Raw genomic sequence first — 14,770 nt, 5'->3', positions numbered from 1 at the left:
CGGGGGGCGCCGACCCGTCCGTGCCCGGGGACGGGAAGCCGCCGTACCGCCGGCTGTACCGCAGTCCGCAGGGGCGGATGCTCGGCGGGGTCGCGCACGGGCTCGCCGTGCACCTCGGACTGCCCGTCAGCTGGGTGCGGATCGCCTTCGTGGTGCTGTTCTTCGCCCAGGGGCTCGGGGGGCTGCTGTACGCGGCGTTCTGGTTCGTGGTGCCGATCGGCATCGGCGAGCCGGCCCGGCGCGGCGGCGGCCCGCACTGGGTGTACGTCAACGGCGCCTTCGTCCCGGTGGGTTCCGGGCCGGTGGGCGACGGCGGGGAGCTGAGCAAGGGCGGCGGCCGGCGCGGCGGGTGGATCGGCCGGATGCGCGAGGTGCTGCAGCACACGCTGCGCGGCGAGCCCGTCGAGGCGGCGGAGGGGGCGTCGGGCACCGCGGCCGGTTCCGGGGCCGGCACCGTCTCAGACACGGCGGGGGCGGGCCCGCGGCAGGGCGGGCTCGGTCAGCTGGCCGCCCTGGTGATGCTGGTGATCGGCGTGATCGCCCTGCTCAACGCGCTCAACGTGCAGACCGCCAAGCCGTACACCTGGCCGCTGCTGGCGGTCGGCGTCGGTGTGGCGCTGGTCTGGCGGCAGGCCGACGACTCGCGCTGGCAGCGCTGGTTCGGCCTGGAGGAGGGCGAGAAGCGGCGCGGCGCCTACACCCGGGTCGGCGCGGGCGTGCTGCTGGTGGTGGCCGGCATCATCGCCTTCCTCGCCACCCAGGGCAGCGGCTCGACCATCGGCTCGGTGGTCGAGGCCTCGCTCGCGGTGCTCGCCGGGGTGCTGGTGCTGGTCGGCCCGTACGCGCTGCGGATGTGGCAGGACCTCGGCGCCGAGCGCACCGCCCGCATCCGCGCCCAGGAGCGCGCCGAGATCGCCGCCCACGTGCACGACTCGGTGCTGCACACGCTGACCCTGATCCAGCGCCGGGCCGAGGACCCGAAGGAGGTCCTGCGGCTCGCCCGGGCCCAGGAGCGCGAACTGCGGCTGTGGCTCTACCGCCCCGAGGCGGTCGCCGAGGCGGCGCCGGACACCATGGCGGAGAGCCTGCGGGCGGTGGTCGCCGAGGTCGAGGACCGGCACGGCGTCCCGGTCGAGGTGGTGATCGTCGGCGACTGCCCGATGGACGAGCGGATCGCGGCACAGATGCAGGCCGCGAGGGAGGCGACCGTCAACGCGGCCAAGTACGGTGGCGGGGGACCGGTCCAGGTCTACGCCGAGGTCGAGGGGAGGACCGTGATGGTGTTCGTCCGCGACCACGGCCCCGGCTTCGACCCGGACACGGTGCCGGAGGACCGGATGGGCGTACGCGAGTCGATCCTCGGCCGCATGAAGCGCAACGGCGGCACCGCACGGGTGCGGCCCGCGCCGGACGGCGGGACCGAGGTTGAGCTGGAGATGGAGAGGGCCAATGACTGAGGCAGCGCCGGAGCGCCGAGCGAGGGTCGTGCTGGTCGACGACCACCGGATGTTCCGGACGGGGGTGCGGGCCGAGATCGGGCGCACCGAGACGACCGGCATCGACGTGGTCGGCGAGGCCGACGACGTGGAGTCCGCGGTCCGGGTGGTCGCCGAGACGCGGCCCGACGTGGTGCTGCTGGACGTCCACCTGCCCGGCGGCGGCGGGGTCGAGGTGCTGCGGCGCTCGGCCGGGCTGATGGGCGACCCGGGGGGCGTGCGCTTCCTGGCGCTCTCGGTGTCGGACGCGGCCGAGGACGTGATCGGCGTCATCCGCGGCGGCGCCCGCGGCTACGTCACCAAGACGATCACCGGGACCGACCTGGTCGACGCGATCTTCCGGATCTCCGACGGCGACGCCGTCTTCTCGCCCCGGCTGGCCGGCTTCGTGCTGGACGCCTTCGCCGCGACCGACACCCCGCCGGTGGACGAGGACCTGGACCGGCTCACCCAGCGCGAGCGCGAGGTGCTGCGGCTGATCGCCCGCGGCTACGCGTACAAGGAGATCGCCAAGCAGCTGTTCATCTCGGTGAAGACGGTGGAGAGCCACGTCTCGGCGGTGCTGCGCAAGCTCCAGCTGAGCAACCGGCACGAGCTGACCCGGTGGGCCACCGCGCGCCGGCTGGTCTGACCCGGTGCGTGTGGTCTGACTCCGGTGCGCGCCGGGCCCGCCCGGTCCTGTCAGGGGCCGGGCGGGCTTGTCGGTGGGTGGCCATAGACTCGTCATTGCCATGAATAGCCTCTTTGACGACCTCCCGCTCCCCGGTTTCGAGGCCCCCGCCGCCGCCGGGTCGAAGCAGCCCGCGCCGCCGATCGACGAGGAGCCGCCGCCGTACGAGGACGACGTCCCGTACGACGCCTTCGAGGAGGCGATCCCCGAGGGGCTGTTCCAGACCGACCACGCCGAGCAGGCCGAGCGGGACGCCTGGTACCGCAACGGCGCCGCCCGCCCGGTGATCGACCCGGCGGCCCTGCTGGAGGGCATGAACGACCCGCAGCGCGAGGCCGTCCTGCACGCCGGCTCGCCGCTGCTGATCGTGGCCGGCGCCGGCTCCGGCAAGACCCGGGTGCTCACCCACCGGATCGCCCACCTGCTGGCCGCGCGCGGGGTGCAGCCGGGCGAGATCCTGGCGATCACCTTCACCAACAAGGCGGCCGGCGAGATGCGCGAGCGCGTCGAGCAGCTGGTCGGCCCGCGCGCCCGGGCGATGTGGGTCTCCACCTTCCACAGCGCCTGCGTGCGGATCCTGCGCCGCGAGTCCAAGCTGCTCGGCTTCACCTCGTCGTTCTCGATCTACGACGCGGCCGACTCGCAGCGGCTGATGGCCCTGGTCTGCCGCGACCTCGACCTGGACCCGAAGCAGTACCCGCCGAAGTCCTTCACCGCGAAGGTCAGCAACCTCAAGAACGAGCTGATCGACGAGGAGACCTACGCCGACCAGGCCGCCAACCCGATGGAGAAGAAGCTCGCCGAGGCGTACTTCCTCTACCAGCGGCGGCTGCGCGAGGCCAACGCCCTCGACTTCGACGACATCATCATGACGACGGTGAACCTGCTCCAGGCCTTCCCCGACGTCGCGGAGCACTACCGGCGGCGGTTCCGGCACATCCTGGTCGACGAGTACCAGGACACCAACCACGCCCAGTACACGCTGGTCCGCGAGCTGAGCGGCGGCACGGTCGCCCACGCGCCGAAGCGCACCGTCGACGGGGACTTCGTGAACCCGGCCGCCGCGCACCTGGCCGAGGTGCCGCCCGCCGAGCTGTGCGTGGTGGGTGACGCCGACCAGTCGATCTACGCCTTCCGCGGGGCGACGATCCGCAACATCCTCCAGTTCGAGGAGGACTACCCGAACGCCACCACCATCCTGCTGGAGCAGAACTACCGCTCCACCCAGACCATCCTGAGCGCGGCCAACGCCGTCATCGAGCGCAACGCCAACCGGCGTAAGAAGAAGCTCTGGACGGCGGGCGACGACGGCGAGAAGGTCGTCGGCTACGTCGCGGACGACGAGCACGGCGAGGCCCAGTTCATCGCCGACGAGATCGACCGGCTCACCGACGCCGGCGCGGCCAAGCCCGGCGACGTCGCGATCTTCTACCGCACCAACGCGCAGTCCCGCGTCTTCGAGGAGGTGTTCATCCGGGTCGGCCTGCCGTACAAGGTGGTCGGCGGGGTGCGCTTCTACGAGCGCAAGGAGGTCAAGGACGTCCTCGCCTACCTGCGGGTGCTGTCCAACCCCGAGGACACCGTACCGCTGCGCCGGATCCTCAACGTGCCCAAGCGCGGTATCGGCGACCGGGCCGAGGCGATGGTCGACGCGCTGGCCGCGCGCGAGCGGATCTCCTTCGCCCAGGCCCTGCGGCGGGTGGACGAGGCGTACGGGATGGCCGCGCGCTCGGCGAACGCGGTGAAGAAGTTCAACACCCTGATGGCCGGGCTGCGCCAGGTCGTCGAGTCCGGGGCGGGCCCGGCGGCGGTGCTGGAGGCGGTGCTGGAGGAGACCGGCTACCTGGCCGAGCTCCAGGCCTCCACCGACCCGCAGGACGAGACCCGGGTGGAGAACCTCCAGGAGCTCGCCTCGGTCGCCCTGGAGTACGAGCAGGACCCGGGCGAGCGCCCGGACGCGGGGGAGGACGGCACGCCGCCGGTCGGCTCGCTGGCCGACTTCCTGGAGCGGGTCGCGCTGGTCGCCGATTCCGACCAGATCCCGGACGAGGACGACGAGGGGCAGGGCGTCATCACGATGATGACCCTGCACACCGCCAAGGGGCTGGAGTTCCCGGTGGTCTTCCTGACCGGCATGGAGGACGGCATCTTCCCGCACATGCGGGCGCTCAACCAGGTCAAGGAGCTGGAGGAGGAGCGGCGGCTCGCCTACGTCGGGCTCACCCGGGCGCGCCAGCGGCTCTACCTGACCAGGTCGGTGCTGCGCAGCGCCTGGGGGCAGCCGGCGTACAACCCGGCCTCGCGGTTCCTGGAGGAGATCCCGGAGACGCTGGTGGAGTGGAAGCGCACGGGGGGAGCGCCGGCACCGGCCTCGCGCGGCTTCTCGTCGGGGTCGTCCTGGGGCGGGAAGTCCTCCGGCGGTGCGGGCGGGTCGGGCGGGTCGTCGCGCGGCGGGTCCGCGCGGGGGTCGGCCGGGGCCTCGCCGAAGGCGGGCTGGGGTCAGTCGGCGCGCCGCTCGGGCACGGCGGTGGAGCGGGAGGTGGTCGCCCTGGCGGTCGGCGACCGGGTCACCCACGACACCTTCGGGCTTGGCACCGTGGTCGCCACCACCGGGGTCGGCGACAAGGCGCAGGCCACCGTGGACTTCGGTACGGAGGGGCGCAAGCAGTTGCTGCTGCGCTACGCGCCGGTGGAGAAGCTCTAGGGAGCGCCTGCTTCGGCCCGGTCATCCGGCCGGGCCGAAGGGGCCTACCTTGAGTGAAGTCTCACCTCGGGTCGAGGCCATGGGTGAGGAACCAGGGGAGGGGGTCGACGGGGGCGCCGCCGCCGGCCGGGCGGATCTCGAAGTGCAGGTGCGGGCCGGTGCTGTTGCCGCTGCTGCCGACGTAGGCGATGACGTCGCCGGCCTTCACCGTGCCCTTGCGGATCTTGTACGAGCGCAGGTGGCAGTACCAGGCCTCGGTGCCGTCGGCCATTTTGAGTATCGTCATGTAGCCGTACGACGGGTTCCACTGCGTCCGGATCGTCCCGTCGGTGACGGCCATGACGGCGGTGCCGCCGTCCACCGGGAAGTCGATGCCGGTGTGCCGCTTCGCCCAGTGGGTACCGGCCGCGCCGAACGTCTCGCCGAGGCCGTGCAGGGCGACCGGCATGGAGATCTTCGGACGCTCCGGCGGGGCCTGGTCGGCCGTCTGCCCGGCGGAGTCGGCCCCGCCCTGGGAGGCGGAGAGCGGCTGGCGGGCGTCGCCGCGGGAGGCCTGCGCGGCGTCACCGGCGGCGAGTGCCTGCTGGGCGGCCTGGGCGGCCTCGGTGTGCGGGGCGCCCGCGTTGTCCGCGGCCCCGGCGGCGGTGGTCTGCTCGGGGATCCGGCCGGCCGCCTCGGCCCGCTGCTGGTCGGCCTCGCCCTGGACGGTGACGGCGGCCGCGGCGGCGACGCCGAGCGCGGCCACCGAGGGCAGCGCGACCCGCAGCAGCGCCGTCCGGGTGGCGGCCTTGGCGGCGCCGCGGCGCTGGGCCCGGGACTGCTCGCGGGCGGCGACGCGCAGTTCCGCACGGGTCGGGCGAGGTGCTGCTTCGGGAGCCATGGCGGCTGCCTCCTCGGTGGGCCTCGGTCGCGTCGTCGGGCGAGGGGCTAAACGACCGAGACTGTAGCCGCAAGCCTGACATCCGGACAAAAGTCCGGTTGTCAAGGGGCTGTGGGCGTGCCGTTGCGGGGTAGAACAGGGGAGGGGCGGTGGGCCGCCTGTGATTTTCCCCTCCTCTTGAGGGGCGGCGGGCCCAACCGGGACGGGTGACGTTACCCTCCCCTCAGATTGGTTATTGCTCGTTAACCTCGCCCGCGGCCCACAAGGCCCGGTGGGGGGATGGACGACGAGGTCCAGGAGGCAGTGATGGGTGTGTCAGGACCGATCCGTGTGGTGGTCGCCAAGCCGGGGCTGGACGGCCACGACCGTGGCGCCAAGGTCATCGCGCGCGCCCTGCGCGACGCCGGCATGGAGGTCATCTACACCGGTCTGCACCAGACGCCGGAGCAGGTGGTCGACACCGCGATCCAGGAGGACGCGGACGGCATCGGCCTGTCGATCCTCTCCGGCGCGCACATGACCCTCTGCGCGCGGGTGCTGGAGCTGCTGAAGGAGCGCGACGCGGCGGACATCAAGGTGTTCTGTGGCGGGATCATCCCGGACGAGGACATCGTCGAGCTGAAGGCGATGGGCGTCGCCGACATCTTCACCCCGGGCACGCCGACCACCGACGTGGTCGCCTGGGTCACGGCCAACCTGCGCGCCGCCGGCTGACGGCCGGGGCGGGGCCGGCCGCCCGCCGCCCCCGTCAGGCCGCCCGCCGCCCCCGTCAGGCCGCCCGCCGCCCCCGGCCGTCCGCCGTCCCCAGCCGCCCGCCCCCGTCAGGCCGCCAGCTCGGCGAGCATCGCCTCGCGGAACCGCAGGGTCCCGGCCAGCCGGGCGAAGGTCTCGCCCCAGGCGGTGGCGGGCGCGGCCTCGGCGGCCAGGGCCTCGACCGCCCCGGCGGCCTCCGGGGAGAGCGCCCGCTCGGTCATGCCGAGCACCCCGCTGTGGCTCCACGGGTACGCCCCGGAGCCGGCGGCCCGGGCCAGGGCCTCGACCACGGCGGTGGACAGCGGCGGCGTCCACGGCGTGGCGCAGGCGCCGAGCAGTTGGAAGGCGTCGCCGAGCCCGTGCGTCTCGATGAACGCGGCCGTCCAGACGGCCCGTTCGGCGGGCGGCAGCACCGCGAGCAGCTTGGCGGGGGCTCCGGTGGTGCGGGCGGAGCGCCCGGGGCCGGGGACCGGCGCGGGGCCGAGCAGCGCGCGCGCCCAGTCCGCGTCCTGCTGGCGGACGGCGGCCCGGGCCCAGGCCTCGCGCAGGTCGTCGGCCCAGGTGCTGCTGGTCTCGTCGATGGCGTCGCCGACCCGCAGGGCGAGCAGCCGCTCGGGCGGCAGGCCGGTGTGCGCGGACCAGAGGCCGAGCGGCGCGGCGGCGATCACCTCGCCGAACCACCAGGCCCGTTCGCCGCGCCCGGTCGGCGACTTGGGCGGTATGCCGTCCCGCTGCATGGCCGGGTCGCAGGCGGTGGGCGGGGTGACCAGCAGATGGGTGCCGTGCGCCGAGAGGCGGACGGCGGCGCGGGCGCGCTCGGCCATCCGGGCGGCCAGGGCGGAGCCGGGCAGGGTGGAGAGCAGTTCGGCGGCGGTGGCCCGGACGTTCTTGCTGCGGTCGCCGAGCGCGGCCTCCAGGAACGGCTCGTCGGTGAGCGAGAGGCCCTCCTGGAGGGCGTCCAGGAACAGCAGCCGGTCCTCGGCGCGCTCGGTCGGCCAGGTGCCGCGCAGCAGGGCCAGGCCGGCCGCCGGTTCGCGGCGGCGCAGCAGCGTCAGATGGGTGACCCGCTCGGCGAACAGGCCCTCGTGCCAGAGCTGGTCGCTCTCGGCGGGCGCGGCGTCCGCCTCGGGCGGCGGTTCCGGGGCGGCGCGCTGTACGAACCGCCAGTCCGGGTTGCGCTCGGCGAGCCAGCGGCCGAGCGGTCCGGCCAGCGCGACCGCGTCCGGGCGCAGTTCGCTGCGGGCGCGGGCGGCGTCGAGCAGGGCCGGGACGCTGGCGGCGGGCGCCCGGTAGCCGCGGTCGCGGGCGGTGGCCAGCCACTGCGGGAGCAGTTCGCCGAGGTTGGCGAGGACGCCGCCGCCGGCGGTGCCGCGGGTGGAGAGCAGCAGGGCGAGCCGGCGGGCAGCCTCGGCGGGCAGTTCGGCGCGCGGGTCCTCGGCGGCCGGGGCCGGGGCCGGGGCGCGGACCAGGGCGGGCAGCGCGCCGGCCAGGTGGCGGACCGTCTCCAGGGCGGCGAGTTCGAGCAGCGCGGCGGCCGGGGCGGCGCGGTCGACGGTGCCGTCGTACGGGGCGGCCGGGCCGGGCGCGGGGAGCGGACGGCGGTCGGTGCCCAGCAGGGCGGTGGTCTGCAGGGACTCCCAGGGGTCGGGCACGGGGCCTCCTCCTCCGGTGGAACGGGTGGGGACGGATGTCGGGTCGGGGCCCGCCGGGCGGCGGGCCGGGGTGCGATGACGGGGCGCGGTGGCGGGGCGCGATGGCGGAGCGCGGTGGCGGGGCCGGGGGCGGCGCGCGGCGCCGGGACCGGCCGCCCGGCTCAGGGCGTGGTGAGGCCGATCGGCCGGCCGTCCCCGTCCCAGGCGGTGACCGGGGCGAAGCCGCGGTGGCCGTGCTCGCCGAAGACGGTGAGCGGGCGGCCGGTGGAGACGGCGGCGAGCCGCCAGAGCGCGGCCTCGGTGACGGCCCCGCGGTGCACCGGGGCACTGTGCCGGCCGTCGGTGAGGTGCCAGCCCTCGGGGGAGAGCACCGGGACGACCCCGGTCAGTACGGTCGGCCAGGCGTCCAGCCACGGGTCGTCGGCGACCGCGGTGCCGTAGCCGGCCACCGCCTCGGCGACGCTCAGGCCGGCCGGCGGGCCCGCGGGCGCGGGCTCGGGGGCGCCGTAGCGGGTGCCGAGGGCGGCCCGCAGCGGGCGGGCGCCGGGGTGGTAGGCCAGCTCGGCCTCGACCACCAGGCCGGTGGGCAGGGCGAGTTCGGGTGCCTGCCCGGGGCGGCCGAAGGCGATCAGCAGGGCTGGTCGGCCGGTCTTGGCGCCGCGCAGCCAGAGCCGGCGGGTGGTCAGCCGCTCGTCGGCGCCCCCGTCCATCGGTGAGGTCCGGCTGCCGAGCACCTGCCAGCGGTCCCGGACGGTCGGGCCGGCCAGCAGCTCGGCGGTGTCGGTGGTGTAGCCGACCCGGGCGCGGACGGTCGCGGCGAGCGGCGCGGGCAGCTCGTCGAGGCGGGTCGCGGCGGTGGCGAGCAGGTGCAGCATCGCGTACTCCTCCAGCAGTCCGGGCTGTGACACCGCGTCGAGCTCCCGGACCCGGGTGGCCAGTCCGGGCGCCTGGGCGTCGACCATGCGGGCCGCGACCTCCTCCCACGGTCCTGCGGTGGACCGGTCGGCCAGGCCGTGCCGGACCCGGTCGGCGAGCTGCAGCCGCAGCTCGGCGGCGCCGGCCGCGACCCGGGCGGAGCGCTTCTCGGCGCGGCGGCGGGCGGCGGCCGGGTCGACCGGCGCCGGGGCCCGCTCGGCCCGCTGCTCGGAGCGCTCCTGGCGCTCCGTCAGCCAGTCGGCGGCCCAGTCGGCGGGCTCGGCGCCGTCCGGGACGGCGCCGGGGGAGCCGCTCCAGAGCAGGAGGAGCCCCAGCGCGTGCTTGCAGGGGAACTTCCGGCTCGGGCAGCTGCACCGGTAGGCGGGCGTGGCGAGCTCGACGACCGTGCGGTACGGCGTGCTGCCGCTGCCCCGGCACTCGCCCCAGACCGCGCCGCCGTCGGTGCCGGTGGCCGACCAGGGGGCGGACGTGGAGAGCTTGCCCGCGGCCTTGCGCGAGGCGGCGTCGGGTGCCAGGGACAGGACGTGTTCGGTGCTCCAGCGTTCCTCCATGCCGACGACGGTAGGCGGCGGGACTGACAGTCGACGGTCCGCCCGGGCGAGCCGAACTGAGCTCCGGTCAGGATTGTCAGTGGTCCGGTGCATGGTGGTTCCACAGGCCGGGACCCCGGTCTGGCTCCCCCCGATCACCCCGCCGCCCGGGCATCCGTGTGCCCGGACGGCCGACCCCAAGGAGCCCCGATGGCCGACCTCGTGACCGATGTCCTGCGCCGGCACGCCGAGGACGCGTTCGCCGACGAGCTGGCCGCGCTGGCCGCCCAGGACGACCGTCCGCGCCCGGAGCGCTGGCGGCTGTCCCCGTGGGCCGTCGCCACCTACCTGCTGGGCGGCGAACTGCCCGACGGCACCGTGATCACCCCCAAGTACATCGGCCCGCGCCGGGTGGTGGAGGTCGCCGTCACCACGCTCGCCACCGACCGGGCGCTGCTGCTGCTCGGCGTGCCGGGCACCGCCAAGACCTGGGTGTCCGAGCACCTGGCCGCGGCGATCAGCGGCGACTCCACGCTGCTGGTGCAGGGCACCGCCGGCACCCCGGAGGAGGCCGTACGGTACGGCTGGAACTACGCGCGGCTGCTCACCGCCGGGCCCAGCCGGGAGGCGCTCGTCCCCTCGCCGCTGATGCGGGCGATGGCGGACGGCCGGATCGCCCGGGTCGAGGAGCTGACCCGCATCCCGGCGGACGTGCAGGACAGTCTGATCACCATCCTGTCCGAGAAGACCCTCCCCGTCCCGGAGCTGGGCACCGAGGTCCAGGCCGTGCGCGGCTTCAACCTCATCGCCACCGCCAACGACCGCGACCGCGGCGTCAACGAGCTGTCCAGCGCGCTGCGCCGCCGCTTCAACACCGTCGTGCTGCCGCTGCCCGGCTCGCTGGAGGAGGAGGTCGAGATCGTCACCCGCCGGGTCGAGCAGCTCGGCCGCTCCCTGCGGCTGCCCGAGCTGCCCCGACTGCCCGGCGGTGCCGAGGAGATCAGGCGGGTGGTGACCGTCTTCCGGGAGCTGCGGGCGGGCCTCACCACCGACGGCCGGACCAAGGTGAAGACCCCCAGCGGCACCCTGTCCACCGCCGAGGCCATCTCGGTGGTCACCAACGGCATGGCGCTCGCCGCCCACTTCGGCGACGGCGTGCTGCGGGCCGGCGACATCGCGGCCGGCGTGATCGGCGCCGTGGTCCGCGACCCGGCCGCCGACCAGCAGGTCTGGCGCGAGTACGTCGAGGGCGTGGTCCGCGAGCGGGACGGCTGGAAGGACTTCTACCGCGCCGCCCGTGAGAACGCCCGCTGAGCGGCACGACCGGACAACTCGCAAACGTCGGGAGGGAGGCGCGATGAGCGCAGAGGTGACGCTGCTGGGCGTACGGCACCACGGCCCGGGCTCGGCCCGCGCGGTGGCGGCCGCGCTGGAGCGGCTGCGGCCGGACGCGGTCCTGGTGGAGGGCCCGCCGGAGGCCGAGCCGATCCTCGGGCTGGCCGCCGCGAAGGACATGGTGCCGCCGGTCGCCCTGCTGGCCCACGCGGCCGACGACCCGGCCCGGGCCGCGTTCTGGCCGTACGCCGAGTTCTCGCCGGAGTGGGTGGCGATCCGGCACGCCGTCGACCTCGGCGTCCCGCTCCACTTCATCGACCTGCCCGCCGGCCACTTCTTCGCGGAGGAGCCGGACGGCGGCGAGGAGGAAGGCGCGGACCTGCCGCGCGACCCGATCGCCCGGCTCGCCGAGGCGGCCGGCCACGACGACCCGGAGCGCTGGTGGGAGGACGTCGTCGAGCACCGCCGCCCCGCCGCCGGCGAGGACGCGCTGGCGCCGTTCGCGGCCGTCGCCGAGGCGATGGCGGTGCTGCGCGAGGACGGCGCGGCGAGCCGGCGCGACCGGCAGCGCGAGGCGTACATGCGCGGGCGGATCCGCGCCGCCCGCCGGGCCGGCCACCGCCGGATCGCCGTCGTCTGCGGGGCCTTCCACGTCCCCGCGCTGGCCGGGACACCGACCGTCGCGCACGACCGGGCGCTCCTCGCCGAGCTGCCGAAGAAGGTGCGGACCGAGATCACCTGGGTGCCCTGGACGCACCGCCGGCTCTCCCAACTCACCGGCTACGGCGCCGGGATCGTCTCCCCGGGCTGGTACCACCACCTCCACCGGACGGACGGCGACCCGCTGCCCGGCTGGCTCACCCGGGCCGCCGAGCTGCTCCGCGCCGAGGACCACCCGGTCTCCTCCGCGCACGTCATCGAGGCCGTCCGGCTGGCCCGCACCCTCGCCGTGCTGCGCGGCCGCCCGCTCGCCGGGCTCACCGAGACGCTGGACGCCGTCCGCTCGGTGATGTGCGACGGCTCGGAGGTCGCCCTCGCGCTGGTCCGGGACCGGCTGGTGATCGGCGACGCGCTCGGTACGGTGCCCGACGACGCGCCCGCCGTCCCGCTCCAGCGCGACCTCGCCCGGCTCCAGCGCACCCTGCGGCTCAAGCCCGAGCCCGAACCGCGCGACCTCGACCTCGACCTGCGCAAGGAGACCGACGCGGCCCGCTCCCGGCTGCTGCACCGGCTGCGCCTACTCGGCGTGGACTGGGGCGTGCCGGCCCGCTCCTCGGTCGCCTCCACCGGCACCTTCCGGGAGAGCTGGCGGCTGTGCTGGCAGCCCGAGTTCGCCGTCCGGATCGCCGAGGCCGCCCAGTGGGGCACCACGGTCGAGCGGGCCGCCGTCGGCAAGGCCGTCGGCACCGCCCGGGCCGCGGCCGAACTCGCCGAGCTCACCGGGCTGGTGGAGACCTGCCTGGTGGCCGGCCTGGCCGAGGCGCTGCCCGCCGTGATGCGGGTGCTCGCCGACCGCGCCGCGCTGGACACCGACGTCGCCCACCTGGCCGGCGCGCTGCCCGCCCTGGTCCGCGCGCTGCGCTACGGCGACGTCCGGGGCACCGACCACGGCGCGCTCGGCGAGGTCACCGGTGGCCTCGCCGACCGGATCTGCGTCGGTCTGCCGCCCGCCTGCACCGGCCTCGACGCCGCCGGCGCCGCCGTGCTGCGCGGTCACCTCGACGAGGTGCACGGCGCGATCGGCCTGCTGGAGGGCGCCGACGGCCTCGCCGACCGCTGGGCCGCCACCCTGCGGGCGCTCGCCCGGCGCGAACCCTCCGGCGGTCCGGCCACCGGCGTCCCCGGGCTGCTGCGCGGGCGCGCCGTCCGGCTGCTGCTGGACGACGGCCGGCTGGAGTCCGCGGAGGCCGGGCGGCGGCTCGGCCTGGTGCTGTCCGCCGCCAACAGCCCGGCGGACGCGGCCGGGTGGATCGAGGGCTTCCTGACCGGCGGCGGCGCGCTGCTGCTGCACGACCCCCGGCTGCTCGGCCTGCTCGACGCCTGGCTGACCGGCGTCCCGGTGGAGGTCTTCACGGACGTGCTGCCGCTGCTCCGCCGCACCTTCGCCACCCTGGAGGCCGGGGTCCGGCACACCGTCGGCAGCCGGGTGGCGGCCGGTCCGCTCGGCCCCGGCCAGGCCGAACCGGCGGGCGAGGCCGCCGAGTTGGACGCCGCCCGGGCCGGCGCCGCGCTGCCGGTGGTCGCCCTGCTGCTCGGCCTTCCGGCCGCTCCCGGACTGCCGACCGCCCCCGGCGCCGACCGTCCGGTGATCCCCCGACAGGCCGGGGGCCGCGACACCTGACCGCCACCGCCGTCCCTCCCGGACCGCCACCGCCCCCTCCCGAACGCCGACCGCACCCAGAGGAGTCCCCGATGGCCGCCAGTACTCCCCCCGCCGCCGCCCCGCCGGCCCCGGCCCCGGCCCCCGACGACGAGCGGCTGCGCCGCTGGCGACTGGTCCTCGGCGGCGAGGCGGACGGCACCGGCCGCGCCCTGCACGGCCGGGACGCCGCGATGGACGGCGCCCTCGCCGCGCTCTACCGCGGCGCCCCCGAGGAGGACCGGACCGGCCAGTCGCGCTCCGGCCGCCGGAGCGCCGGGCTGGGCGGTTCGGCCCCGCAGGTGGCCCGCTGGCTCGGCGACATCCGGGAGTACTTCCCGGCCACCGTCGTCCAGCTGATGCAGCAGGACGCGATCACCCGGCTCGGGCTGGAGCAGCTGCTGCTGGAACCGGAGATGCTGGAGGCCGTCGAGCCGGACGTCCACCTGGTCTCCACCCTGCTCTCGCTCAAGCACGCGCTGCCCGAGACCACCCGGGAGACCGCCCGCGCGGTGGTCGGCAAGGTGGTCGCCGAGCTGGAGCGCCGGCTCGCCGACCGCACCCGGGCCACGCTCGGCGGCGCGCTGGACCGCAGCGCCCGGGTCAACCGTCCGCGCCTGCGCGACATCGACTGGGACCGCACCATCCGGGCCAACCTGAAGAACTACCTGCCCGAGCACGGCACGGTCGTGCCCGAGCGGCTGGTCGGCTACGCCCGCGCCCGGCGCGCGGTGAAGAAGGACGTCATCCTCTGCATCGACCAGTCCGGCTCGATGGCGCCGTCGGTGGTGCACTCGGCGGTGTTCGGCGCCGTCCTCGCCTCGATGCCGAGCCTGGACACCCGGCTGGTGGTCTTCGACACCTCGGTGGTCGACCTCACCGAGCAGCTCACCGACCCGGTCGACGTGCTGTTCGCCACCCAGCTCGGCGGCGGCACCGACATCAACCGGGCGCTCGCCTACTGCCAGTCCCGGATCACCCGGCCGGCCGAGACGATCGTCGTGCTGATCAGCGACCTCTACGAGGGCGGCATCCGGGACGAGATGCTCAAGCGGGTGGCCGCGATGAAGGCGGCCGGCGTCCAGTTCATCGCCCTGCTGGCGCTCTCCGACGAGGGCGCGCCCGCCTACGACCACGCGCACGCCGCGGCGCTCGCCGCGCTCGGCGCCCCGGCCTTCGCCTGCACGCCGGACGTCTTCCCGGAGATCATGGCGGCCGCGATCGAGAAGCGCCCGATCCCGATCCCGGAGCAGGGCGTGTGAGCGCCCCGCACCGGGGGTGTGAACGGAGCTGTCGGCCCGGCGCGCGCCGGTCTCACCCGAACGGGGGAACGCGGGGCGCGGGCGAGCGAACCCGCCGGTGGGGGCGCCCGGCGCGCGCCCCCAGGGTCCGTCTTCAAGCCCCCGTCGTCCGCCCGGAGGGCGGGCGGGGCGGCGTTGGGGTGCGTGCATCGGC

Annotated in this window: 10 protein-coding genes; 7 read left to right on the top strand and 3 right to left on the bottom strand. The window is 75.9% G+C overall.

Features of this window, described 5'->3' with window-relative positions; all coding sequences use genetic code 11:
* Window positions 1-53: 53 nt before the first annotated feature.
* The 3 genes from ACFP3U_RS31235 to pcrA all read left to right on the top strand — a co-directional run bounded on the left by ACFP3U_RS31235 (window position 54) and on the right by pcrA (window position 4,870).
* Window positions 54-1,457: an ATP-binding protein gene (locus ACFP3U_RS31235; RefSeq protein ID WP_380229125.1), complete on the top strand. Its 1,404-nt coding sequence runs from the start codon at window positions 54-56 to the stop codon at window positions 1,455-1,457.
* Window positions 1,450-2,127, top strand: coding sequence for a LuxR C-terminal-related transcriptional regulator (locus ACFP3U_RS31230; protein ID WP_030300497.1), 678 nt, complete (start codon window positions 1,450-1,452; stop codon window positions 2,125-2,127). The genes ACFP3U_RS31235 and ACFP3U_RS31230 overlap by 8 nt, the downstream gene beginning before the upstream one ends.
* Before the next feature lie 100 nt (window positions 2,128-2,227).
* Complete coding sequence (pcrA, locus tag ACFP3U_RS31225; protein WP_380229099.1) at window positions 2,228-4,870, top strand: DNA helicase PcrA; 2,643 nt, start codon at window positions 2,228-2,230, stop codon at window positions 4,868-4,870.
* Between the two features lie 61 nt (window positions 4,871-4,931).
* On the opposite strand, the gene ACFP3U_RS31220 is transcribed toward pcrA, so the two are convergent.
* The gene (locus tag ACFP3U_RS31220) at window positions 4,932-5,750 is read right to left on the bottom strand and encodes a M23 family metallopeptidase (protein ID WP_380229098.1); all 819 of its coding nucleotides are present in this window, start codon (window positions 5,748-5,750) and stop codon (window positions 4,932-4,934) included.
* 306 nt (window positions 5,751-6,056) lie between these two features.
* Here ACFP3U_RS31220 and ACFP3U_RS31215 point away from each other — a divergent pair, with 306 nt between their 5' ends.
* Window positions 6,057-6,464, top strand: a complete 408-nt coding sequence (locus ACFP3U_RS31215) for a cobalamin B12-binding domain-containing protein (RefSeq protein WP_380229097.1) — start codon at window positions 6,057-6,059, stop codon at window positions 6,462-6,464.
* A 107-nt stretch (window positions 6,465-6,571) separates the two neighbouring features.
* Here the strand turns inward: ACFP3U_RS31215 and ACFP3U_RS31210 are convergent, their stop codons facing one another.
* Both ACFP3U_RS31210 and ACFP3U_RS31205 read right to left on the bottom strand, forming a co-directional pair.
* Window positions 6,572-8,155: a DUF5691 domain-containing protein gene (locus tag ACFP3U_RS31210; protein ID WP_380229096.1), complete on the bottom strand. Its 1,584-nt coding sequence runs from the start codon at window positions 8,153-8,155 to the stop codon at window positions 6,572-6,574.
* A gap of 161 nt (window positions 8,156-8,316) precedes the next feature.
* Window positions 8,317-9,642 (bottom strand): SWIM zinc finger family protein, encoded by a 1,326-nt coding sequence (locus ACFP3U_RS31205; protein WP_380229095.1) that lies wholly within the window; start codon window positions 9,640-9,642, stop codon window positions 8,317-8,319.
* A gap of 189 nt (window positions 9,643-9,831) precedes the next feature.
* Between ACFP3U_RS31205 and ACFP3U_RS31200 the strand changes: the two genes are divergently transcribed.
* The 3 genes from ACFP3U_RS31200 (at window position 9,832) to ACFP3U_RS31190 (ending at window position 14,577) form a co-directional block, all read left to right on the top strand.
* Window positions 9,832-10,935: an ATP-binding protein gene (locus ACFP3U_RS31200; protein ID WP_380229094.1), complete on the top strand. Its 1,104-nt coding sequence runs from the start codon at window positions 9,832-9,834 to the stop codon at window positions 10,933-10,935.
* Window positions 10,936-10,978: 43 nt separating this feature from the next.
* Window positions 10,979-13,297 carry a DUF5682 family protein gene (locus tag ACFP3U_RS31195; protein ID WP_380229093.1) on the top strand — a complete coding sequence of 773 codons (2,319 nt, stop codon included), beginning with the start codon at window positions 10,979-10,981 and terminating at the stop codon, window positions 13,295-13,297.
* A 71-nt stretch (window positions 13,298-13,368) separates the two neighbouring features.
* Entirely contained in the window at window positions 13,369-14,577 is a 1,209-nt protein-coding gene (locus ACFP3U_RS31190; RefSeq protein ID WP_380229092.1) for a VWA domain-containing protein, read from the top strand.
* The last annotated feature ends 193 nt before the right edge of the window (window positions 14,578-14,770 follow it).

Source organism: Kitasatospora misakiensis (assembly GCF_042656005.1).
Lineage (GTDB): Bacteria > Actinomycetota > Actinomycetes > Streptomycetales > Streptomycetaceae > Kitasatospora > Kitasatospora misakiensis.
The sequence above is the reverse complement of the archived record's forward strand: the minus strand, read 5'-3'. Positions and strand labels throughout refer to the sequence as shown.